The following is a 22,087-nucleotide window of genomic DNA, read 5'->3' on the forward strand; positions in this document are numbered from 1 at the left end:
TCGTTTGAGGTCGGCATTCACGTTCCAGGCACGAGCATTAGCCAATAAGAATCGATCGTATTTTCAGAGCTTTGCATGGAACCTTTCATCCACAGCATCGTTTATGGTTGCCACGGATAAACGTGGACATGCAATAAGAGGAATCTTTATGAAGAATTTTGTCATCGCCGCCGTATCACTTGCCGCTATGTCTGGCGCTGCGTTTGCTCAGCAGCCGGCTGCCCCTGCAACCCCTGCAGCTCCTGCAACGGCAGCTGCTGGCTCTGACGCCATGATGGCCGGTCCTGGCATGACGATGGGCAAGGCAGCGACGATGCCGCTGAAGTATGTCGAGATCAAGGACACCGATCTCGTCACCTCGAAACTTGTTGGCGTCAACATCTACAACAAGGCAGACGAGTCCATCGGCGAGATTTCCGATGTTGTCATCGGTGGCGGCAAGTCTGTCATCGGTATCGTCGCCAGCGTCGGTGGCTTTTTGGGTGTAGGCACCAGCTATGTTGTCCTCGATCCGGCGTCGGTAGCGCTCAATGACGACAACGGCACTTGGAAGGCCTATGTCGATACCACGAAGGACGCACTCTCCAAGGCGCCAAAGCTCGATTACGACAAGTTCAAGAAGTAATCATTTTGCTGGCGACCGCGGATGTACCGGCGCCATGCAGACAGGAAAGGTCGGTGCGAGTTTCGCCCGGCCTTTTTTATTGACGGCATGAAGCAGCGCGAAGGTTGAGCTAAAGCTCTTCCGGCTCGCCTGCGGGTAACCGTTATAGACCCGGCGGGATGCTCGCGGGCATCCGGCGCGCCATTCCGCTCGCTGGGTCCGGCAAAGTCCCATGGTATCGCACTTGTGACTTAGAACCGAGACGATGGTCCGGCCAACGTAATATCCGCCGATCTCGAATTCTATCGATTGCCAATGATGACGTCCTCGATCGCCTTTGTACGGTCCCAGACCAATTCCTTGTCGAACGTGGAGAACCTTACAATTTAGCGTGGATGACTGATGATAAAGACACCAATCACCGCTCTAGGAAGTCATTCACCAATCAGGAGCGCCGTGAACAACTCCAAGCCACTCACGAGACTGCGATGGCGGCAATCGAGGCCGAGATTGCGGCTCGCCGAAGGAAGACCGAAAAGCTTCGAGCGGCGCGGGAGGCCCTGGCGCGAGCAACGCTAGCGTCCGACGCGCCCGCCCGCGAAGATTGATGGAAGATTGATGGTGGACTGATCCGCAGCGCGAGGGACAGCTCAGAGGTCTCGGCCCTTGCGTTGTCCGGCGACCTCGAAGCGCGGATCTGGCGGTTGTTCTCTTTCAATTGACACATTGGAGGAAGTTGGGTGTTCGAGGGGTTTGCGCTGGACTTTATCGATGTCGGTCCCGGCAAGCTAAGGGTTCGCCATGGCGGCTCGGGGCCAGCTATCCTTTTGCTCCATGGCCATCCTCGCACGCACATGACGTGGGGTCAGGTCGCAGATTTACTTGCGCCAGAATTTACGGTTGTTTGCCCAGACCTTCGAGGCTTCGGACGATCGTTCTTGCCCGAGGATGCGAAGGGCCACGTTAATTCATCAAAGCGGGCCAAGGCGGATGATTGCGTGGCGTTGATGCGTAGCTTGGGGCATGAACGCTTCTCCGCCGTCGGCCATGACCGCGGTAGCTATGTTGCGTTCCGGCTCGCAATGGACCATCGGGATGCCGTTGAAAACGTCGTGGTCATCGATGGCGTGCCGATTATCGAGCACCTGGAGCGGACCGACTGGCAATTCGCTCGGGACTGGTATCACTGGTTCTTCTTCGCTCAACCCGAAAAACCTGAAAGGGCAATCAACGCCGCCCCGCTGGCTTGGTACGACGCGCTGTCGCCGGATTTGATGGGCGAGGAGGCTTACCTGGACGTCGTTGCAGCGGTCTCCGACCCGCATGTCGTCCATGGCATGATCGAGGATTACCGAGCCGGACTTGCCGTTGACAGGCAAGATGAGATGGAGACCTTGGCGTCAGGTCGAAAAATAACCGCCCCCCTGCTTTGTCTTTGGTCGACGCGGGACGATTTGATCGACACGGTCGGCGATCCCTTGGAAATCTGGCGACGGTGGGCGACAGACGTTCACGGTTTTGGGATCGACAGCGGTCATCATGTCGCGGAAGAAAACCCCACCGAGTTGGCGGCGGCGATAGCCAGTTTTCTAGGGTGAGCCGAAAACTGCGTCCGGTCCTTGAAGGGTGACTTTCGTGTTGGCGGCCCTGAGACCACAACAAGGTTGGGCCCACTCACGACTGTCCGTGAATAGCTTGGGCAAAGCGGAACCATCCTTGCCGACGTAAATTTTAGGTCTGTCCCATTGCGAAAGGTGTTCATTCATGGCTTCCGCCAATCAATTCGATATGCAAAATCCCCTCATTCAGTATCCACGACCCGATTTCCCGAAGCAGCCGCAGCCCGTTCCTGGCCTTGCCAACAAGATGCAGCCCGTCCCCGACCACGGTGAGGGGAGCTACAAAGGCCTCGGTCGCTTGACGGGCCGTAAGGCACTTATAACGGGCGGCGATTCCGGCATCGGTCGCGCCGCGGCCATCGCCTACGCGCGCGAAGGGGCCGACGTTGTGATCAACTACCTTCCCGAGGAGCAATCGGACGCCGACGATGTCGTCAAGCTGATCGAAGCCGAAGGTAGAAAGGCCGTGGCCATTCCTGGTGATCTGAAAAGCGAGGCATTTTGCAGTGAGCTGGTCGCAAGGGCACATCGTGAACTCGGTGGCCTGGATCTGTTAGCAAACGTCGCTGGACGTCAAAAAGCGCTCGACAGCATCGAGGATTTGACCACCGAGCAATTCGACGAGACGTTCAAGACCAACGTCTACGCGCTGTTTTGGATTTGCAAGGCCGCCTTGCCGTTGATGCCGACTGGCGCGACGATCGTCAACACGGCGTCGATCCAGGCCTATCAGCCGTCGGAAACTCTCCTTGACTACGCGCCGACAAAGTCCGCCATCGTGGCGTTTTCCAAGGCGCTCTCCAAGCAGGTCTTGCCCAAGGGCATTCGGGTCAACGTGGTCGCCCCGGGGCCTTTCTGGACGCCACTTCAAACGTCGGGTGGCCAGACCCAGGACGTGATTGAAAAGTTCGGGAGCGAAGTCCCGATGAAGAGGCCCGGCCAGCCGGCCGAGTGCGCGCCGATTTATGTTTTCCTCGCCTCGCAGGAATCGAGCTACATCACCGGCGAGGTGTTCGGCGTAACGGGCGGCAACACGCTGCCCTGATGCTGACGACCCTGACACCTCGACGATCGGACGGCTTTCTCCCGCTGGAACACTACGGTGCGATTGGAGACGGCCGCTCGGTGGCGCTCGTTGGAGCGGACGGATCCATCGATTGGTGGTGCGCGCCCGACATGGACTCGCCGCCGCTCTTCAACAGACTGCATGACGCGTCGGGGGGCAGGTTTTCGATCACGCCAAGGGAGCCTTTCTGCATCGAACGGCGCTACCGTAAACACAGCAATGTGTTGGAGACCGTCTTCATAACGAGGACCGGCTCGGCGCGTGTTACGGAATCGCTGAACAGCGGCGTAGCAGGGCGTCTGCCCTGGTGCGAGTTGGCGCGTCGCATTGAAGGCCTGTCCGGATATGTCGACTTCGATATCCATCTTGAACCGATATGTGCCGCCGGGCCAGCGCGCCGCGTCACCCATCCGAATGCCGACATTCGCTATATTGGCGATCTCGTAACAACGTTCCGCCACGACCCGGAACTCGAAATCGATTTGGACGAGGATGAACGCACCGTCGCCCGATGGACGGCACACGCGGGAAAAGCGACGTGCGTTGCCCTTCTCGTGTCCGATCGAGCACCGCTGGCTATCCCCGCTTTGTCGGAGATTGATGCCCGTATCGATCTAAGTGACCGGGAGTGGCGTCGGTGGGCGGACCAGCTTACCTACGACGGACCTTTTGCCGATGACCTCAGGCGATGCGCCCTGTCTTTGAAGTTCCTCGTGTTCTCGGAGACGGGGGCGATTGCTGCGGCAGCTACCTCGGGGCTGCCCGAACGCATTGGCGGCGAAAAAAATTATGATTATCGTTACGCCTGGGTCAGGGACGCAGCCTATACCATCAAGGCATTGTTGCGCGCCGGCTCGCTCGAGGAACCAATAGCCGCGTTCGGTTGGCTGGTGCGGACGCTTGCCAATGATGGCCCGCACCCGCAGGTCGTCTACACCTTGACTGGAGCGGAAGTCCCTGACGAGGAAATTATTGATGTCCCTGGCTACAGGGGCTCTCGCCCTGTCAGGACGGGCAACCGGGCCAAGGAGCAGATACAACTTAGCTGCTATGGCGACATCCTCGAGACCGCATCGCTATTTGCCAGGATGGGGCACGTCATCGATCCCGACGCCGCCAGGCTGCTGACGAGGCTGGCGGATCAATGCATGGAGCGATGGACATTGAGGGATTCCGGCATCTGGGAGCTGGAGGACGAGCAGCACTACACGTTTTCCAAGATCGGGTGCTGGTTGGCGCTTTCAAAAGCGGCCCAACTCGCTCGAGACGGTCACATCGCCGGAGACGCGGATAAGTGGGAGCGCGAAAGTGAGCGCGTGAGGGCCTGGATAGACGAGAATTGCTGGTCAGAAAAACTGCAGGCGTACACATGCCACGCAGGATCCGAAAAACTTGACGCCTCGCTTCTGCTCACCACTCGTTTCGACTTCGAGCATGACGGACGGCTTGCCAAGACGCTTGTCGCGATCGAGCGCGACCTTTCCGTTGGCCCCCTTGTGTACCGCTTTTCCGACGCCGACAGGCAAGAGGGCGCGTTCGTGGCGTGTTCATGCTGGCTGGTGGAGGCCTACGCGTTCTTGGGCAAAGTGGACCATGCCGAGGGATTGCTGAAAACCCTCCTGGAAAAGCTTGGCAATAATTTCGGGATCCTTACGGAGCAGATCGATCCCACAACCGGTGAGGGGTTGGGCAACCTTCCCCAGGGCTTGAGCCATCTTGCCCTGCTTCACGCGATCTTCTCGATCCAGGAAAACCGATCGCCAGCCGGAATATCAAGGCCTGTGTAAGACGCAATCCTTCGACACAAGGCACCTGCTCCGCTGTATCGAATAGAGATGGTCTGCAAGGAGACATGATCGAGCCAATGTCCTATTAGGCCGTCAAAAGGCATCCGACGTCAAATGCCGGCGAAATAAATGGGCGACTTCACGGTGGACTAACCGCCAGGTCTTGGGCTTGTTGAAAAGCGATGCCACATTCTAATTCGGATGGCCCGGATTTGCTGGAGCACGCCCTTGTCGCGCAGCGCGGACCCTGAAGTCGCGGACGCGGCCAGCGTCCGTGCCCGGATGTGTTCGACGTCGTTTTCTCTTTTTTGCACATGCCGAGTAGATGGTGTGTTCCGTTTCTCGTAGCTAGGTCATCGCCTTGGCGGCGGCGTACCCGCAGGCGCTTGCAACGCTAGTTAGGACCGTTCCCCAGATCATATCGACGATGCTCAGGCTGACGGGCCATCCCTTCAGCGTCGAGAGGTTTGTCATATCGTAGGTGCCGTATGCGGCAAGTCCGAGGACAGCCCCGTATCCGACCGCGACCCATACCGAACTCGCACCAAGCCCCGGCCGCACAGCAAGTACCACGATGGCAATCGCGAAGACGACGTAGAAGGCGGCGGCAACACCAAGGCTGGGGGAGGGAAGCATGAGATCGCCAACCTGCTGACGATAGAAGCTTTTGGCAACCAGGCCCAGCCACACCGCATCCATGAGGAGAAAAGACAAAAGAGTGGCGATGTAGGCGATGCCGAAAGTCTTCATTTGCAGTCTCCTGGGGTTGAGCGAAGGAGGAACCACGGTGAGACCGAGTTGTTCCTGTGACAATTCACGTTGACCTGAGTGGATTGAGGCCTCGACAAAAATTGGGGCGCGGCGGACGATGGCAATAGCCGTGTCTGTCGCAGGCCGTCTCCCGGTTTATCATGCGCAAGCTCCTGGCTCGCCAAGGCCATCTATCGGCGGCTTGCTTAAAGGCGGATGTCAGATCAATGATCTCCACGCTGTAGCTCAGGCGATATGTGATCCCGGATGACGCGAGCTAGTTCGTCTTCGTCACGAATACGAAATTCAAAGCGAATCCACGAAGCTCTTGGCAGTCGATTGAGCTCGCATGCCACCCATGCCGCAGCCGTCTCGTTCGCGCTATGCTCGCAGGACTCGATCCCGCGTCCACAGCGCTAGCGGCCCTTCGGGCCAGTTGGTTAACGTCATTCAGGTCCTCGATCTTCCCCCGACCTGCAGGTGAAGTTAGCGCCCTCTAATGTTGTTGACCCGTATGCACTGGGTCGAATTGCCACCCGCTTGTTATCCACAAGAATGCGTGTCCAACAGCGGAACCAACTCGTAGTCGAGCGAGTTTGCTGGGACCAAGAGGCGAGATTGGAATGGAACAAACGAGAGAGACCTCCTTCAAAGTGCTTTTCGGCAATGCCGAAATGCGTAGACGACTTCAAACTCTCTACGAGATTAAAGACGTCCAGCCTGCGTCATTCGACTGTCTTCTAAACCGCATAAACGACGCCGAGGCGGCCAAAAGTGCTGAATTTTCGCAGGCCGACGTGCCTGCCAGGTGCTAAGGGCAGCGTCGGGTCTCGCTTGTGCAGTCCATGAGCACCGCGGAGCCGGACGAGGCGGTGGTCGAATCTGACGCTGTAATATTCTAGCAGGGCAGGGACCCATCAATCATTGCGTCCTCTCCGGATCCCGGATGCATCTGATATCGCTTCTCCAACGGTTTCAAAGTGCGGCCTCCCTAACTCTCGGAACTTTTCCGCTACCTCTCTGTTCGGGCCTTCGTTCCGGGCAGTGATAGGGAAAATGATGTCGTTCGACGACGACGATGGCGGCCTCGTCGCGGGCAGTTCCGCCATGTTGAATGCCGTGGTGAAGAGCTTCCGCGTCTACCAAGTCCCGTTTGACCATGCGGTAGCCGACGTGCTGTGCGCGGTTGCGATAGTGCTAAACTCAAACGGATTTGGGGAGCGGCAGATAGCTGATTTTCTGATCCAGAATTTCAATGGGCCACTTGCGACCAAAGCCGCCGCGCCATCCTCATCGGTGTACCACTGACGGATCGGCGCCCAAAGTACGATAATGTACAAAGCGGTTGCTCTCCGGAACGACATCGAGCACTGGTCATTTACCATCTCGAGATCGCGGCCGTGTCAAACGGACACGACGGAGATGGCGAACATGGGGATTTTTCCGTTTTCTTCCTGTGGCCAACGAAACGGCAGTCGAGCGCCCTACCCGTCCGGCGCGATCTCATCCACGCGCTTGTCAGACCCGGTGGAATTTGCACGGAAGCGTCGTTGAAATGGAAGGACTCTTAGCGAGATCACGACAGGAACGGATCGCGATGCAGACGCTTGAGGTGAGCTCCGCGTCCCAAATGCCGCAAGGCACGGCACGACGCGAGGGTTGAAAGCAGAGCTTTGCCAAAGTCTGATCGGCCACCCGCATGTGAGCTACAATGAACCTTCCTGAAACCACTCGATACCAAGCGTGACGGGCATAGACGTTAGTGCCACCGGCGCGCCAGACGGGATTTCGTTATACCGAGCGTTTGACGTTCGTGCCCTGAGACGCGGACAGCAAATCGATCGACGACTGGCGAGGAACTGGGTGACCTTTCGCTGGGCTTGAGCCATCTGGCCCTGCCTCAGGCGATATATTCGATCTAAGAAAACCGGGATAACTGGGGACCTCTGCGGCTCATGGGAGCCGCAGTCATCCAAGACGAGGTCTCAAACCAGTTACGGTCCCTCGGTCTTCCGGATTGTTGTCTTGGCAGGCTCCCGCCCGGTGCTGATATTCACAACAGGTGACGAGGATGGAGTGGTGGTCCCGATGATTTGAGCATCGCGCCGCTTGGCCTCATCCTCGCGGTCATCCTCGTCGATGAGTTCCTGAAGGGTTTCGTGTGTGTCGTCGCCGGCAAGCTCGTCGGCGGCTTGAAGCCAGTGCCGCAAGTCCGCGCCCTCTGGCTGCCCTTCGTCAATCCAAATCTGGTAGGCGCGCGTCCTGATTTGCTCTTGCAAGTCCTGTCCCATGAACACTCCTTTCCGGCTTGGCGAAATTCGCGCGGGAACTGGCTAAACATCGCCACGAGGCAATTTGCCGGACGCATCCTTCATTCCTTCTTTCGTGTCCTTATCGACCTCGGCGTCATCCGCCGGTTTGCGCTCTTCGGATCGACGATCATGCCCGCCAGCCTGTGGCACGGGTTCTTGCTCGCGCGATGGGGTCCGGTCCGAGAAATTCTTGTCGCGTTCCATTGTCTTCTCCATGCTTGTGCCACGATCGCGGCTACCCGGCCTTCCGGCCCTTGATTTCAGCGTTAACGCTCTTTCGAAGCGCGTCCATGATATTGACGACATTGGACGCAGGCGCAGAGCTTGCCTTGCCTTTGGTTGCCTTTCGGGGCTTCAGGAGCTTCTTCTTTTCGGCGATCAGCTTCAGCAAGGCTTCTTGGATGGGGTCGCTTACCATATCCGGCGACCATTTGGCCGATTTCTTCCTGATCAGCTGCTGGACCAGCGGCACGAGGTCGGGGTCGGCTTCCTCGTCGATGTCTGCGAAATAGTTTTCCTCTGGCCGAACCTCGTCACCGAAGCGCAGCGTCCATAGAACAATACCCTGGTCGCGAGGCTCAAGCACCACGGCGCGCTCGCGTCGACCGATCACCAGTTTGGAAACACCGAGCACCTTATCCGCCTTCATGGCGTCACGAATGACGGCGAAGGCCTCGTTCCCGACGGCGTCGTTGGGCATCAGGTAGTGAGGCTTCTCCAGATAGATCCATTCGATACTGTCGGTCGGCACAAACTTTTCGATATCGATGGTTTTGACCGTATCAAGGGCAACGGCATCTAGGTCATCGTCCGTCAAGATGACGTAGTCGTTTTCGCCACGGGCGTAGCCCTTGGCCTCGTTTTCGTCCTTGACCGGTTTACCAGTTACCGCATCGACATACTGCGAAACAACCCGGTTGCCCGTCTCCCTGTTTAAGGTATGGAACCGAACTTTTTCGCTCTCGCTCGTCGCTGGCGTCATGGCGACCGGGCAGGTGACGAGTGAAAGCTTCAGATAGCCTTTCCAATAGTATTTCTGAGCCATGATTGAGGTCCTCAACTAGCCCTTCGCTGGGAAGCGGATTTCACAGCAGCCGCATTGGAAGCCGATCCGCGGGCAGCACGCTGACGACCCGTGCCAGCATTGGCGTTGGCGGCCGTGCGTTTGGGCTTGTCTGCCGTCGCCTTCGTCAGGCCAGCGCTCTGGCGAAGTGCGGCCAACAGATCGTTTGGTTTTGAAATTTCGACCTTTTTGGTCTTGGGAAGCGATCTGCCCTCGAGCTTGGCTTTGACAAGCTCAGCAAGAGCCGTTTCATAGCGATCCTCGAATGTCGCCGGATCGAACGTGCCCTTCTTGGTGGCGATGATGTGCCTTGCCAAGTCGAGCATTTCGCCTTCGACCTTTATTTTTGGCATATCCTCGAAAGCCCTCTTGGACGACCTGACCTCGTAATCGTAACTCATCGTCGTCGCGATCAGCCCGCGTCCGTGGGGGCGAATGAGGACGGTTCGCATCCGTCGAAACAGGATGGTCCTGGCGATTCCTGCAACCTTTGACTTCTTCATCCCATCGCGCAGCGCCGCAAAGCCTTCTGCGCCCATCTTGTCCGGTGTCAGGTAGTAGGGCTTGTCGAAATAGATGTCGTCGACGTCGGAGCAGGCAATGAAGGCCTCGATTTCCAGCGTCTTGTTGCTTTCGGGAATGGTCGCCGCCACTTCTTCCGGGTCAATGACTATGTATTGGCCATTTTCGATCTCGAAACCCTTCGTCTGGTGTTCCTTGGGAACAGTCTCCTCAGTTTCGCTGTCGATGAAGACGCGATTAACCCGGTTTCCCGAGGCCTTGTTGATCGTATTGAAGGTGATGCGGTCGGACGTGGAGGCCGCCGTGTAGAGACCCACTCCGAATGACACCTCTCCAAACTTGATGAAACCCTTCCACTGGGCACGGTGGCCAGTTGCCATGACGCATACTCCGAATCACCTGATTGCCGACTCAAGCACTGAGCGCGTGATTCGTTCCGTCACGAAGCGAATCATTTTCAACGGGTTACCCCGGCTTTTGAAGAAGATGATTCAGCTTGAAACGTACGAGGGCTGCGCGCCTGGGGGGCGGGCAGGCAGCGATGCATCCATTTGCTCCTTCCAACGTTAGAGCATGAATAGTGGTTAATAGGAGGATTTTCATGAACGAACTGGCTGGAAAATTGCGGCTCAAGCTGGAGCAGTTGGTCGACGAGTTCGTCGTGACCGGCGTAAAGGCGCCGGAGGTGCTATCGATGATCGAAGCTGAGATCGAAAATATGAAATCACTATACGATCGCGACCCTGATCCCGCCGAAGATCCCGACGTACTGGAAGAACCAGCAAACGACTGGCCGGCTGCGTCTTGACGGGCGTCATGCAGCCACGATGGACGCGGTCTCGGGCTTACCCCGAGGATCACTGATCAAAATGTCGCGCGGCCATTTACCTCACGGAACCACCTGCGCTGGTCGGGTGAACAGCCATGAGGAAGCAGGTCGGCTTGAACTCATCCCGATCAACTAGGCTGGCTCTCAGTTGAGGCGGTCGAAGCGGCTGAAGCTGCGCGTGCCGAGAATTACCAAGCTCTCCGTTCGCAGCCGCGTTGCGATTGCCCTTTTATGTAACGGCAGGCGGTCCCCTCGGCCGATATGGGACCTTGGTCCGATAGACGCGTGTCGGCGCCGCACCAAATTACCGCAGCGCCGAACGAAAGGAGATAAAATGCTGTGGTGGCTAATGATGGGTTATCTCGCTGTGACCTTGACGACAATGGTCCTTCTACTTCTCATGGTCGCGCGCCACGTCTTGACCCTGAGGAAAACGGATCCTCAGAACGCCACGATCGCCGAGCAAGAGCATCGTGATGCCAGATCGATGACGCCAAACGGGTAAAACTGGGCGAACTGTCAACGCTATGGACCCCGCGAATTCGATCGTCGCGGGGTTGCAATACCAGTGGGACGGTAATCTTCACCGTTATTGACGGGTGTGTTCATGCTCGACCAGTCAGTTCAGGCGGTCGTGTGAGCAACCTCGGCGTTATCGTGAAATGAGCGCGGATCGAAATAGCCGCTTCACCGGATGTCTCCGCGAGCAATGGCTCAAAAGCCGGAGAACAAGGGTCGATGTCGCGGCCAATTTGCATGAGGCAAACAGTAACTTTGTCGGGAGCGTAAATCGTAGTCTCGATGCCGTCTCGACGGTTTTGCTCGCAATGTGTTTTCTCCGATGACCCACGCGCGTCATCGAAACTCAGACAACCATTTGTGCTTCCGCGCCGCCTTTTCCAGCTCTGGGATCGTGATGTTGCCAGCCTGAAATAGACTGACAAGGACCGCGCCAGCAAGGACGCCGTCGGCCGAGGTCGGGTCGACCTGATGCTCGCCGCACCAGCGACCAAGCACAGCCTCGATTACCTTCAGCTCTTCGGAGCCAAATGTCCTATTCAATTGAAATGTCATGATGTTGTTCCTTAGCACTGCGCGGATGCGACGCCATAGATGGACGGGTCTTAAGGATTTTCAAGCTCACTCCAGCATTATCTTTGCGGTCACCGCTCGGCTCCAATCGGCCAAGTTGGTGCTCTCACGAAACTGATGTCTTCCGACACGTGGATCGACATCGCACCTCGATGGCAGATAAGGTCGTCTAACGTGGTGAAAGCCAGATTGACCCTCTGCACTCCCTGAACTTGAAGGAACTCAGTGAAGCGTCGCTCGCCGTGCGGCTCTGCGCACCGCCGCCTCAACCGTATCGATCAGCCCTCCTGAGCACGATGCCGCCACGCTCGTCTACGGCAGTGTCGCCCGCCATCCCCTCGATCAGGTTAGCCACATCGGTCAACCTATCTGCAAACTTTTCAAGATTGAGATCACTCGCTTGCCTTGCCAGCCGGTGCAGGCACTCGGCGTAGCGCGAGGCGACTATCATCTGCCCGCCAGCCCGGCATGCATCGACGTCATTGACAAGGGCAAGCGCCTTGCTCCTCGTGGTCATGATCTTCTCCTCGGCTGTGATCGGCTACCGAGGGTTTCACCTCCCGCACGGTTTTCACCTTCGTCGAGACTGCGCAGCGCGTTGAGGATGTCCTGGCAGCGAATGGGACGAATGAAGCCCGGAGGTTTCCTCAAGTGTGGATGCGAGTCCACAGCGAATAGGTCAGACGCCCACGAGGCCAGGATCGCCCGCTTTTCCTCATGGTGAAGCGCCGTTGCGAGCACGTCGCGCGGGTGGTCATAGCGCTGCCGCCTTTGAAGAATTCGTCCCGCGGAGATGGCGTCACGGCCGGATGAATTCCCCGATACGTTCCTTTCGATCGTCATTGTCTTGTCTCCCGAAAACCTTCAGCAATGGTGTGAAAATCTTGAGGTGATGAATGAGATTGTTCGTCCAATTCCGGTGTTCAAGATGGACGTGGCGAGCTTAAGAAAAAAATTTGACCGTCGGTCTTGAATCCAGAAAAACGCAAAACCAGATCATTTCGCATCGGTCGCCAAAGAGGGGCCGATAAGTAAACGTAGACGCTGGTTTCCGCGTCTCGTCCAACTCGCTTTACGGAGGATTTGGTCATGAGAAATGAATACGACTTCGCACCCCTGTTCCGGTCCAGCATAGGCTTTGACCGCGTCTTCAACCTGCTCGCCAACTCCCAGCGGCTACAGGCTGTCGAGAGCTGGCCGCCCTACGACATCGTCAAGACTTCGGAAGATAGCTATCGCATTCAGATGGCGGTCGCGGGCTTTGGTGAAGAAGATCTCGACATCACGCAGGAGCGCAACGTGCTCGTCGTGAAGGCGCAGAAGGCCGAAGAACCGAATACGGGCGAATACCTGCATCGCGGCATTGCAGCCCGCGCGTTCGAGCGCCGCTTCGAACTTGCCGATCATGTTCGTGTCGAGAACGCAAGCCTCAAGCATGGACTTCTCAGCATCGAGTTGAAGCGTGAAATCCCCGAGGCCATGAAGCCGCGTAAAATCGCCATCGGCGGCGAGGCCTCTGTCGCCCCGATCCAGATCGAAGGCGAAAAGCACGCTGCGTAGGGTAATAGGGTAGCAGAGGCACCGCGTCGGCGCCTCTGCTTCAAGCTCGCCCGCACCAGGCCACCCGGTTCCGTCGCGTTCAGTCGCCCAGGTTTTGACCAGACGGATGGGCGATTTTTCGAAACCCGCGTGTGCGGTCCGCGAACGCATGGTTCAACGTGGCGCCTTTCGACGTACCCGTTCAGCTCTTCGATGTCTCCCAGTTCGGCTGCTTTGACGCGGTGTGCTAGTTCCGTTCATCTGATCGCGCCGACACAGTTTAGACCTTCCATTGCCTCTGAAATTTTTGTACGCCCGGACGCTTGTGAAGCGCGGAATGGGAAATGTAGAGGATCGTATCCTGATTTCGCAGGCGCCCACTTCTACATCGAACCGGGTCGCGGCTTCTGATAACCTGAAGGCCGCGGGTTCAAATTCTGCCCCGCAATCATCTTTACTTGCCAGCCCCGCTGGCATTGCGGGTGCGAACGGGTTTGACCCTATCGTATTGGCATTCGCGCCGTGGGTCGCTATTTTGCTCGTGAAGGAGACAAGCCATGGCCGCCACTGTCGAACGCAAGGAGTACCGATCTCGATGCGCCTGCCTGAAGCAGACGTCGCGATGATCGATCGTGCGGCACATCTACGCGGACGCTCACGAACGGATTTCGTGAGGGAGGCGGCGGTGCGCGCCGCGGAAGAAGTCGTTATGGATCAGGGGCTCATCCGTATGAGCCCGGAAGGCTTCGCAAATTTCATGGGTATCTTGTCCCTAACGGCGGCTCCTGTTCCTGAGATGGTTGAACTAGCCAGGCGGCCCGCTCCGTGGGAAGCCGGTTACAAGCCGAAGCAATAAGCCGTGGCATTGTCGGCTCCAAAGCCGCTTACGGCGGCGCATGATATTTCCGAATTTTCCAGCGGCAAGCCGATACTCGATCATTGGCTAAAAACGCGCGCGCTTTCCAATCAAGAGAAGGTTTCACGGCGGTTCTCTCCAGGAGGCCGGCCGCGTCGTCGGGTATCACGGCTTGGCGCCGACCACCGTCGTTTCCGCAATCCTGCCGCGCTCGATCCGCACCGGGCAACCACCCGATCCGGTCCCCTGTCTTCTCCTCGGCCAGCTTGCGACGGACACGGAATGGGCGGGAAGAGGTATCGGCACAGGTCTGGTAAAACATGCCCTTGAGCGGTGCGTCCAGGCCGCTTATCTGATCGGCGGTCGAGCGTTGATGGTCAATGCAGTCGATCACGAAGCGGCTCAGTTCTGGCAACGGCGAGGTTTCACGCCCTCGAATGGCGAACCACTCGTCCTCTTTCGCTCCATCGCTGCAATCGCCGCATCGCTGGCGGAAGCGAGGCAGGAAGAGCACGGCGCCTAACCTCAATCCTCAGGGCGCCAAGTCGCTTCTCAACGGCAGTTACGCGTCGATCCATGTTCTCCAAACTGGGGACCCGTGCGGCGGCCGAGGCTAAGGGCGCCTGCCGCCAGTAGCGGGGCGGAGCCGATCAGCGGCTCGAGCGTTGTCGTGCTCGCCGCCAACGCGGCGCCCACGTTGAGGTATCCGTTCTCAAGCACTTACTGGATTCTCACGAACGCCTCGATTGGAGAGAGCTCGCTAAAATTGTAATTCTGTCACATACGCTTATTTAGTCCGCTCGGCCTAAGCTGACCGCTGTTTGCGGAGGCCGGTATGCTGTCAGAGATGGAAATCAAAAGCCTTCAGAGCCGGATTGACGATGTGCTTCAGCAGCGGCGTACAACGCAATGGCAGCGAAACTTCTTACTCGACATGCGTTCAAAGATGGAGCGTTATGGAACGCGAACGCGCTTCAGCGAAAAGCAGTTCGCTACGCTCAAGAGACTCACGTGGGTTAGAGGAAACGCTGACTTGCGATTGGTCTATAGCAGCCAAATACCAGCAAAACGACATCGGCCCCGTCACTGGGGGCTCAGCTACCGCGAACAGAAGTTTCTGATCCTTGCGACGATCATGGTTGTGATCGCTATCTCTTCTTTGAGTCGGCAGGTTTGGGATACTTACGGTCTCACATCTTGGTCAATAGGGGAGCAGGCGACGTCGTCCTCGCGCAACTTCTCTGTGACCGACGGCGACACGATCAAAATGGACGATGGCACCCGCATCAGGTTGGTCGGCTTCAATACACCCGAAAAGTTCGAACCCCGTTGTGAAGCGGAACGTCAGCTTGGCATCCGAGCAACAAAGCGGCTGGTCGAGATCGTTTCCTCCGGGCGTTCCGCAGTCACCAAAGTTGCCTGCTCGTGCAAGCCGGGGACCGAAGGCACAGACAGGTGTAACTACGGCCGAAGCTGTGGAATTTTACGGGTGGATGGTCAAGACGTGGGCCAGACGCTGATCGCTGAAGGGCTTGCGGTTCCCTTCGTTTGCGGCCCGTCTGGCTGCCCTCCCACTCCGCGACCATGGTGTAGCTGAACGCGGAGCCGCCTACTGTTAACGGTTCAAAACCCGACGACGCTGACGATTCCGCGAGAACGCCGTATGGAGATCGGGGAAATCCTCATGCGTCATAGGCTCCCACTCATCGAAGACGATGCATACGGCTTTAAACCAGCTTGCCCCAGCGCCATTCGCGACACTCGCGCCAGACCTTACCTGGCACATCGGATGGCTCGCGAAATGTCTGGGAGCGGCCTTCGCCTTGCCTACACCGTCGCCCCAAATGCCAGGGCCGCATACTCTCTTGCTCAGGCGTTTCAAGCCAGCGCCGTCATGCCTTCCCCGATCTGCATGGCGCTTGCCACGCGATGGATCGAAGACGGAACGGCCGATGCGATCCGCCATTTTGTAAGAACGGAAGTGCCGTGCGTCAAAAGATGGTGGCGGATACTCTTCGGGGGTTTGAAGTCAAGGGTGAGCCGGAAGCCTTCAACATATGGCTCAAACTTCCCAAGGGGGCAAGCAGGGCCGAACTCATGGGCCGAATGGCCGACCGGCATGTCGGTCTTATGCCGTCCGACGCGTTCACGGTGATGGGGACACCCGACGAGCACGTCAGAGTGTGCCTTGGTGGGGTCATTCAACGTGAAGAGTTGCGGGCAGGGCTGCTGTTCATGGCCAACTCGCTCTCCGACACCGGATGGATGGGCTAGGGTCGAGCACCGCGTTTCGCGCACAGGGCGAGTGATCGAACGAGGTGCGCCCGAAATGGTGACATCGGGTGCCATTGTTGGAACTGCTTTACTTCAGACGGCCATCAAGCTTTCCGATTGCCGTCTTGGCGCATGCTTCATCGAGATTTCCGCCGGGCGCACCAGCGACGCCGATGGTGTCGATCGTGACCTTTTCGATCTTGAGAGGTACGCCCCGCGCAGAAGGCCGAAGAACCGAACACAGGCGAATACCTGCATCGCGGCATTGCAGCGCGCGCATTCGAGCGCCGCTTCGAACTTGCCGACCATGTTCGTGTCGAGAACGCAAGCCTCTCGCATGGACTGCTCAGCATCGAGTTGAAGCGTGAAATCCCCGAGGCAATGAAGCCGCGCAAAATCGTCATCGGCGGCGAGGCGTCCGTCGCCCCCATCCAGATCGAAGGCGAAACGCAGGCCGCGTAGGTCATAGAGTAGTAGCAATAGGGCAGCAGAGGCGCCCCCGTGGGCGCCTCTGCGTCAAGCTCGCTCGCACCACGTCACCCGGTTCCGTCGAGTAGGGTCGCCGATGTCTCGAAACGAAGCCACCGGCGGAATTTAGCTTCTGCACGCCCTCCAAGTGCCAACCGCGAAAGACAAAGCATGCACGCAAGTGCTGAAAGACCATTTCGAGATCCCCTCGTGCTGGAGTTGACGGACCTGAACGGGACGCTCTCGAATAGAGTTTCAACGATCCTCGCCGAAGCACACCACGGCTCTCTGATGCCGGATGAGGGTTGAATGCTGACGCGCACGAGTTCTTCCCAGACGGGTCAGAGTATCATTGTATTGGGTGGCATCCCGAGCAGGACGCGACCATGCAGCTCCGCAACGGCGTCGCTGTCGAAGCCGACATGGCTGCACATGACTTGGATATCACGGAAGAGCCGCTGAAATGGATGATCGCTGCGAAAGACGCTTGATCCCGCACCATCTGCGATCATCCGCGCCGCCTCAAGGCACAACTCTGCTGCATAGGCGAATTCCATGCGCAGCCGTGCACGCACGGGAATTTGTTCGTGGTTTGAAAGCGACGTGGCAGCGAGGGCGCGGCGGGCTGCCCCGCGGATCAGATAGTCCGCGGTGTCGATCATCACATCGGCGCGCGCAAGTCGGACATGCGCGGTGGCGCTTTCCCCAAGCGATGACTGACGCCCCCTTGATTGTTCGGTGCGGTAGCGCCTCTCGGTAGAGATCGAGCAGGCCCGTCGCCGCACCAAGAATAGGAACGACGGCGATGAATGAGCTGAAAGGGATCGCAGGGAATCCCAAGATAGGCTCCTCGTACGACCGTGAATGCTCGTTATGGCCGGTAAACAGCGTTAGGTCGGTCAGGACGCGGTGAGCTGGAACAAAGACGTTGTCAACGATCACATCGTTGCTGCCCGACGAGGAGAGACCGGAGATATGCCAGCCGTCGCGCGCGGTCACTTCGATGGCTGGGATCATAGCTAGACCCATCCTCGGTGGTGCGTCGGGCACCGGCGGACCGAGCATCACTACGGCTATCACGTAGTCGGCGTCCATTATCCCGCTGCCCCAGCCCCACGATCCGCTGATCCTATATCCGCCGTCAACCTTTGTGGCCATGCCCGGCGGCATGCTGACCTGCGGCGCGATCACATAGCCGGACCCGCCCCAGGCTTCCCGCTGCGCGGCCTCTGGAAAATGGGCGATGGTGTGGTTATGGCCGGCAGCGAAACATGCCGACCACGCGGTGCCCGGGTCGGCCTTGGCAAGCGGCAGAGCGGCATCAATGAAGGTGTCAGGATTTGCACCCAATCCGCCGAACGCGCTAGGAACGAAGAGATAAAAGAAGCCCGAACGACGGATAGCAGCCCAGACCTCCGAATCCGGCTGGCGCAGCCGCTCGGCATTTGCCGCACGGTCACGCAGCAGGGGCGCAATCGCTTCTGTGCGCTTGCGTAGCGTTGATGCATCGAGCGAGCTGACTTCGACCGTGTCTAAAGCGTGTCGCATCTATTCAGCCTCATATCCTGCTGCCTTGAAGAAGTTTCGGCATTCGGTGACGGAGAAGAGTGTGATGATGTCGCCGAGCGCTTTGGTTATTGTATCGAAGCTTCGAGCGGCCCGCTTTCGCAGGAGTGACTTGAGTTTCGAGAATGCCATTTCGATAGGGTTCAGGTCCGGCGAATAGGGCGGCAGGAAGAAAAGCCTTGCGCCTTTTGTCTTGAGCAACTGTTCTGCCCTTTCGCTTTTGTGGAAGCCGACATTGTCGAGGATGACGACGTCGCCGGGCGATAGTGTCGGCATAAGTTGTGTCTCGATCCAGGTTTCGAAGATGCGACTGTTCATTGGAGCATCGACGATCCATGGTGCGGTCAGGCCATGGCAGCGCAGACCGGCAATGAAGGTCTGCGTCTTCCATTTCCCGAAGGGAGCATAGGCGGCAAAGCGACTGCCTTTGGCAGACCACCCGGTGCGTTTTGTCAGGCGCGTGTTAGTCGACGTCTCATCGATAAAGATGAGCCGCGACAAGGCCTTGTTGAAGAACCGCTTTCGGCGGTTGATCCAAAGGTCACGAGCCTTGGCGATCTCCGGCCTGCGCTGCTCGCTTGCCTTGAGGCTTTTTTTATTGCTTAGCCCAAGCCGATGCAAAAACCGCCCGACCGTAGCGCGATGAATTTCAATGCCGCGCTCCGCGAGTGCAACGCACAGCTCATCCAAAGTTGTTTCGCCATGCGCGGACATCCGCTCGCGAACCCAATCAGCATGAGCCATAAGCTTCGCGCCACCAGGCGGGTGGCCCTGCTTGGCGGCGGCGAGAGATCCGGATGACCGATGCAGGATCATCATGTTGTTGACGAACCGAGGCGAAACCCGGAAATGCCGAGCGGCTTCACGGTTGCTATGCCCTTCATTTACAAACGCAACGACACGCTCACGCAACTCCATCGGATGCGGCTTGCCCATGGTGTGGCTCCTTCCATGGGCTAAAAGAATCACGGATCAACTGATTTGGAAATCCCGAATCTGGTTTGGCGCGACACGCTTTAGAAAATCGTCTCCTGAAGGGATGCGAATGTTTATGTTTTGATGCGTCACGAGCTTCTCCTCGTCTTTATCCCCTAGCCAGTGAGGCATATAAGTGGGAGGTGCTGACGCCTACAACGGCACAAAAGGCGGGTGTTACAGTCGTAACCCTTTAGCGAATGCACCTTTACCTGCCGAACATACTGTCCAGTGGCTTGAGCTAACGATTTTTGCATCCAGGCGATGCGGAACAAAACGCGGTCTTGTTAGATATCCGTGCGCATTCGCTCGACCCAAAGATACTCCCCTCAAGCCTTGTATGGTAGGGCCCGGTCGCTTTCGTGGGGAAGGCTGCAATAGGCAGCGACCAAGCGTGCGACCAACCCCACCGAACGCGCAACGAAAAGCCCTTTTAAAAAAACTTACCAAACGCGTTCTGACTGACCTCAATGCTCAACAAAAAAGTGGAGGAAGGGGTCCACAATCACGTACAGCAGCATCACGCGTCGGGCCGTTGGTTGAGCACTTGGGTGACGAATTCAATGAAGGCGCGGACTTTCGGCGCTAGATTTTTGCTCGATGGAAACAGAATGGAAATCGGAGGGCCATCGCCGGCAAATGGCGCAAGCACTTCTACGAGTTTACCCGATGCGATGTGGCGCTCAGCCATGTACGTGTGGAGCTGAACGAGGCCGCTGCCCGAAAGACCGAAGTCCACCATGGCGTCTGGGCTGTCGCAGCTCAGCGTACCTTGGACACTGCGCTCAAGAGGCTCTCCCGTTCCAGTATCTTTGAATCTCCAGGGTGCGAAGCCAGGAGGGTCGTGAGACACGCGTCTTACGCAGTCGTGCTGAACGAGATCTTCCAAAGTCCGGGGCTCGCCATGAACCGCGAGGTAAGTCGGAGAGGCGCAGGTGATGTATTTCACCATTCCGACACGCTTTACCATAAGGCGCGGATCGCGGGGATAGCCAATCCGCACGACTGCATCGATCCCGGCCGAGATCGGATCCGTCAACGTGTCGGCGAATGTTGCCGCAATGCGCAATTCCGGGAACCGGGAGGTCAGATTTTCGAGCATAGGAATGATCCGCAGACGGCCAAGTGCCGTCGGCATCTCGATTCGAAGCAGGCCGCTTGGACGATCGGCGCGCTGGAGCATGTCCGCCTCGGCTTGATCGAGTTCCTTGAGGATTGCGCTGCAGCGCTCGAAGAAAAGCTTCCCGTCCTCTGTCATGGCCAGCGACCGTGTCGTTCGCTGGAACAGTCGCAGTTGCAGTCTTTCTTCCAATCTGGAGACACTCTTGCTGACCGCCGAAGCAGAAATGCCAAGGGATCGACCAGCCGCGGCGAACCCTCCAAGTTCGGCTACGCGGATGAATGCCGTAATGCTACCAAGTCGGTCCGTTGCCAAACGCGCATTCCTTCAGATCTGCGACCGCACGGCGTCCGCAATGGGGTGAAGCTTGTCGGGAGTAAGCGAGCCCACGAGGCTATAACCCATTCCGTTCTTCGCCCAACTCCAGCCATGCACATCCCGCTGGGTGCTCGCGACCATCGGTTTGTCTTGGTCAACCTGCATACGACGGGTGAACATGACAAGACGGCTTCCCTTGTCGTCGTCATACATCAGCATGAAGCCCGGACCGTGCGAAGTAGGGATGACGCGGCCGCCCATGAGGCGATAGCCAGCCTTGCTGAGGTCGGGGATCGTCACCGCGCTCCCAATAGCGCCTGAGGCCACCTGTTTCAGGTCCACGTTGGGATCTGCACGTAGTTCAACCGGTCTTACCGTGTCGGGCGAAAATACGTTATAGCTTGCGGAGGCCTCCTGTACCAAGGCCGCGACCCCCTCATTGGGAGGCATGCTGAACCCTTTCAGCAACCAGCCGCCAGTGCCGCCGATTGCCAAAATAAGGACGGCGGCGGCAGCCATCGACGCAAACCGCCTTGCAGGTGCGGGGCGCTTGGCCTCGATCATATGGGCAAGGTTCAGCCTGCTGGGAATTGCTTCGGCGGCGACCGGCGCGAGCGCCGACCTCAACGCTTCGGCGTCTCGCTGATATGAATTGATGCGCCGCGCAGCCTGATCATTCTTTTCAAGAAAAGCGGCCACTTCCAGATGACGTTCTGCATCCAGCGCGTTGTCGACATAGGCTTGGAGGTCGTCTTCGGTGATGGGTTTTATGCTCATTTCACCCTCCGGATATAGGGGCCGCTGGTGGAGGATCCAACCGGCATGCTGTCCAAGATCGTTCTTAACTGTTCGCGCGCCCGCGCCAGTCTTGACATGACGGTTCCGACCGGTATGGCCAGGATTGCCGCGGCTTCCGCGTAGCTCAAGTCCTCCACCGTGACCAAGAGCAGAACACTTCGATAGTCGGGCGGCAACCGTTCAATTGCAGCCAGAACGTCCTGCCCGAATAGCGTATCCTCCTGGCCTGCAGCAATCGATGCCGTTCCTTCCGGGATATCGTCCAAGGGCACCATGCCGCCGCGTCGAGCATCTTGACGTATCCGGTTGATTGCGAGGTTGTGCAAGATGGTAAAGACCCATGAGCGTGCGTTTTCATCGCGACGGCGGTTCCAGTTCGACACCACTTTTTCGAGGCAGTCTTGGACAATGTCGTCTGCCGTTTCTGGGTTACGTAAAAGACCGTGCGCATAGCGCCTAAGGGCCGGTATTATTGGCTCGACCTGGGAAAGCAAATCGCTCATGCCATATAGTCTCCGTTGAACGCGAT

Annotated in this window: 23 protein-coding genes and 3 pseudogenes; 12 read left to right on the forward strand and 14 right to left on the reverse strand. The window is 57.8% G+C overall.

The features are described 5' to 3' along the window. The first annotated feature begins 148 nt into the window (after positions 1 to 148). The 4 genes from ACIQUB_RS29020 (at position 149) to ACIQUB_RS29035 (ending at position 5,076) form a co-directional block, all read left to right on the forward strand. Complete coding sequence (locus ACIQUB_RS29020; RefSeq protein WP_018899426.1) at positions 149 to 625, forward strand: PRC-barrel domain-containing protein; 477 nt, start codon at positions 149 to 151, stop codon at positions 623 to 625. Positions 626 to 1,344: 719 nt separating this feature from the next. Beyond that, positions 1,345 to 2,202 (forward strand): alpha/beta fold hydrolase, encoded by an 858-nt coding sequence (locus ACIQUB_RS29025; protein WP_402934763.1) that lies wholly within the window; start codon positions 1,345 to 1,347, stop codon positions 2,200 to 2,202. Between the two features lie 166 nt (positions 2,203 to 2,368). Then, positions 2,369 to 3,268, forward strand: a complete 900-nt coding sequence (locus ACIQUB_RS29030; RefSeq protein WP_402934766.1) for an SDR family oxidoreductase — start codon at positions 2,369 to 2,371, stop codon at positions 3,266 to 3,268. Beyond that, positions 3,268 to 5,076, forward strand: a complete 1,809-nt coding sequence (locus ACIQUB_RS29035) for a glycoside hydrolase family 15 protein (RefSeq protein ID WP_402934769.1) — start codon at positions 3,268 to 3,270, stop codon at positions 5,074 to 5,076. The genes ACIQUB_RS29030 and ACIQUB_RS29035 overlap by 1 nt, the downstream gene beginning before the upstream one ends. A 348-nt stretch (positions 5,077 to 5,424) precedes the next feature. On the opposite strand, the gene ACIQUB_RS29040 is transcribed toward ACIQUB_RS29035, so the two are convergent. Next, on the reverse strand, positions 5,425 to 5,826 hold the full coding sequence (locus ACIQUB_RS29040; protein WP_402934772.1) for a DUF2177 family protein: 402 nt from the start codon (positions 5,824 to 5,826) through the stop codon (positions 5,425 to 5,427). Positions 5,827 to 6,885: 1,059 nt separating this feature from the next. Here ACIQUB_RS29040 and ACIQUB_RS29045 point away from each other — a divergent pair. After that, positions 6,886 to 7,134, forward strand: a complete 249-nt coding sequence (locus ACIQUB_RS29045) for a hypothetical protein (RefSeq protein WP_402934775.1) — start codon at positions 6,886 to 6,888, stop codon at positions 7,132 to 7,134. A gap of 686 nt (positions 7,135 to 7,820) precedes the next feature. Here ACIQUB_RS29045 and ACIQUB_RS29050 read toward each other — a convergent pair. From ACIQUB_RS29050 to ACIQUB_RS29065, 4 genes are read right to left on the reverse strand one after another with little or no spacing between them, the layout of a single operon-like run. After that, the gene (locus ACIQUB_RS29050) at positions 7,821 to 8,117 is read right to left on the reverse strand and encodes a DUF2934 domain-containing protein (RefSeq protein WP_402934778.1); all 297 of its coding nucleotides are present in this window, start codon (positions 8,115 to 8,117) and stop codon (positions 7,821 to 7,823) included. A gap of 42 nt (positions 8,118 to 8,159) precedes the next feature. Then, the gene (locus tag ACIQUB_RS29055; RefSeq protein ID WP_402934781.1) at positions 8,160 to 8,342 is read right to left on the reverse strand and encodes a hypothetical protein; all 183 of its coding nucleotides are present in this window, start codon (positions 8,340 to 8,342) and stop codon (positions 8,160 to 8,162) included. A 31-nt stretch (positions 8,343 to 8,373) separates the two neighbouring features. Then, positions 8,374 to 9,183, reverse strand: a complete 810-nt coding sequence (locus ACIQUB_RS29060) for a Ku protein (protein WP_402934784.1) — start codon at positions 9,181 to 9,183, stop codon at positions 8,374 to 8,376. Between the two features lie 11 nt (positions 9,184 to 9,194). Then, positions 9,195 to 10,103, reverse strand: a complete 909-nt coding sequence (locus ACIQUB_RS29065) for a Ku protein (RefSeq protein WP_402934786.1) — start codon at positions 10,101 to 10,103, stop codon at positions 9,195 to 9,197. A gap of 221 nt (positions 10,104 to 10,324) precedes the next feature. On the opposite strand from ACIQUB_RS29065, the gene ACIQUB_RS29070 reads away from it, so the two are divergent. Next, on the forward strand, positions 10,325 to 10,531 hold the full coding sequence (locus tag ACIQUB_RS29070; protein ID WP_113237786.1) for a hypothetical protein: 207 nt from the start codon (positions 10,325 to 10,327) through the stop codon (positions 10,529 to 10,531). Positions 10,532 to 11,407: 876 nt separating this feature from the next. Here the strand turns inward: ACIQUB_RS29070 and ACIQUB_RS29075 are convergent. The 3 genes from ACIQUB_RS29075 to ACIQUB_RS29085 all read right to left on the reverse strand — a co-directional run bounded on the left by ACIQUB_RS29075 (position 11,408) and on the right by ACIQUB_RS29085 (position 12,487). Next, positions 11,408 to 11,626 (reverse strand): hypothetical protein, encoded by a 219-nt coding sequence (locus tag ACIQUB_RS29075; protein ID WP_018899412.1) that lies wholly within the window; start codon positions 11,624 to 11,626, stop codon positions 11,408 to 11,410. Between the two features lie 283 nt (positions 11,627 to 11,909). After that, entirely contained in the window at positions 11,910 to 12,161 is a 252-nt protein-coding gene (locus ACIQUB_RS29080; RefSeq protein ID WP_402934791.1) for a hypothetical protein, read from the reverse strand. After that, positions 12,158 to 12,487, reverse strand: a complete 330-nt coding sequence (locus ACIQUB_RS29085) for a hypothetical protein (protein WP_402934793.1) — start codon at positions 12,485 to 12,487, stop codon at positions 12,158 to 12,160. The genes ACIQUB_RS29080 and ACIQUB_RS29085 overlap by 4 nt, the downstream gene beginning before the upstream one ends. A 246-nt stretch (positions 12,488 to 12,733) precedes the next feature. Between ACIQUB_RS29085 and ACIQUB_RS29090 the strand changes: the two genes are divergently transcribed. The 6 genes and pseudogenes from ACIQUB_RS29090 to ACIQUB_RS29115 all read left to right on the forward strand — a co-directional run. Beyond that, entirely contained in the window at positions 12,734 to 13,204 is a 471-nt protein-coding gene (locus ACIQUB_RS29090; protein ID WP_402934796.1) for an Hsp20 family protein, read from the forward strand. A 536-nt stretch (positions 13,205 to 13,740) separates the two neighbouring features. Next, a pseudogene (locus ACIQUB_RS29095) lies at positions 13,741 to 14,039 on the forward strand (DUF1778 domain-containing protein). Between the two features lie 172 nt (positions 14,040 to 14,211). After that, on the forward strand, positions 14,212 to 14,562 hold the full coding sequence (locus ACIQUB_RS29100; RefSeq protein WP_402934799.1) for a GNAT family N-acetyltransferase: 351 nt from the start codon (positions 14,212 to 14,214) through the stop codon (positions 14,560 to 14,562). A gap of 312 nt (positions 14,563 to 14,874) precedes the next feature. After that, on the forward strand, positions 14,875 to 15,636 hold the full coding sequence (locus ACIQUB_RS29105) for a thermonuclease family protein (RefSeq protein ID WP_402934802.1): 762 nt from the start codon (positions 14,875 to 14,877) through the stop codon (positions 15,634 to 15,636). 389 nt (positions 15,637 to 16,025) lie between these two features. Further along, the gene (locus ACIQUB_RS29110; RefSeq protein ID WP_402934804.1) at positions 16,026 to 16,313 is read left to right on the forward strand and encodes a hypothetical protein; all 288 of its coding nucleotides are present in this window, start codon (positions 16,026 to 16,028) and stop codon (positions 16,311 to 16,313) included. Positions 16,314 to 16,532: 219 nt separating this feature from the next. Next, a pseudogene (locus ACIQUB_RS29115) lies at positions 16,533 to 16,775 on the forward strand (Hsp20 family protein); the annotation flags it as partial. Positions 16,776 to 17,122: 347 nt separating this feature from the next. On the opposite strand, the gene ACIQUB_RS29120 reads toward ACIQUB_RS29115, so the two are convergent. The 6 genes and pseudogenes from ACIQUB_RS29120 to ACIQUB_RS29145 form a co-directional block, all read right to left on the reverse strand. Next, positions 17,123 to 17,566, reverse strand: a complete 444-nt coding sequence (locus ACIQUB_RS29120; RefSeq protein ID WP_402934914.1) for a hypothetical protein — start codon at positions 17,564 to 17,566, stop codon at positions 17,123 to 17,125. A gap of 433 nt (positions 17,567 to 17,999) precedes the next feature. Then, a pseudogene (locus ACIQUB_RS29125) lies at positions 18,000 to 18,329 on the reverse strand (acyl-CoA dehydrogenase family protein); the annotation flags it as partial. After that, on the reverse strand, positions 18,330 to 19,283 hold the full coding sequence (locus ACIQUB_RS29130) for an IS630 family transposase (RefSeq protein WP_402934807.1): 954 nt from the start codon (positions 19,281 to 19,283) through the stop codon (positions 18,330 to 18,332). A gap of 559 nt (positions 19,284 to 19,842) precedes the next feature. After that, positions 19,843 to 20,757, reverse strand: coding sequence for a LysR substrate-binding domain-containing protein (locus ACIQUB_RS29135; RefSeq protein WP_402934810.1), 915 nt, complete (start codon positions 20,755 to 20,757; stop codon positions 19,843 to 19,845). A gap of 12 nt (positions 20,758 to 20,769) precedes the next feature. Further along, positions 20,770 to 21,537: an anti-sigma factor family protein gene (locus ACIQUB_RS29140; RefSeq protein WP_402934813.1), complete on the reverse strand. Its 768-nt coding sequence runs from the start codon at positions 21,535 to 21,537 to the stop codon at positions 20,770 to 20,772. After that, positions 21,534 to 22,061 (reverse strand): RNA polymerase sigma factor, encoded by a 528-nt coding sequence (locus tag ACIQUB_RS29145; protein WP_402934816.1) that lies wholly within the window; start codon positions 22,059 to 22,061, stop codon positions 21,534 to 21,536. Before ACIQUB_RS29145 ends, ACIQUB_RS29140 begins: the two co-directional genes overlap by 4 nt. Positions 22,062 to 22,087 lie beyond the last annotated feature (26 nt).

It is taken from the genome of Rhizobium sp. NPDC090275, assembly GCF_044772225.1.
Lineage (GTDB): Bacteria > Pseudomonadota > Alphaproteobacteria > Rhizobiales > Rhizobiaceae > Rhizobium.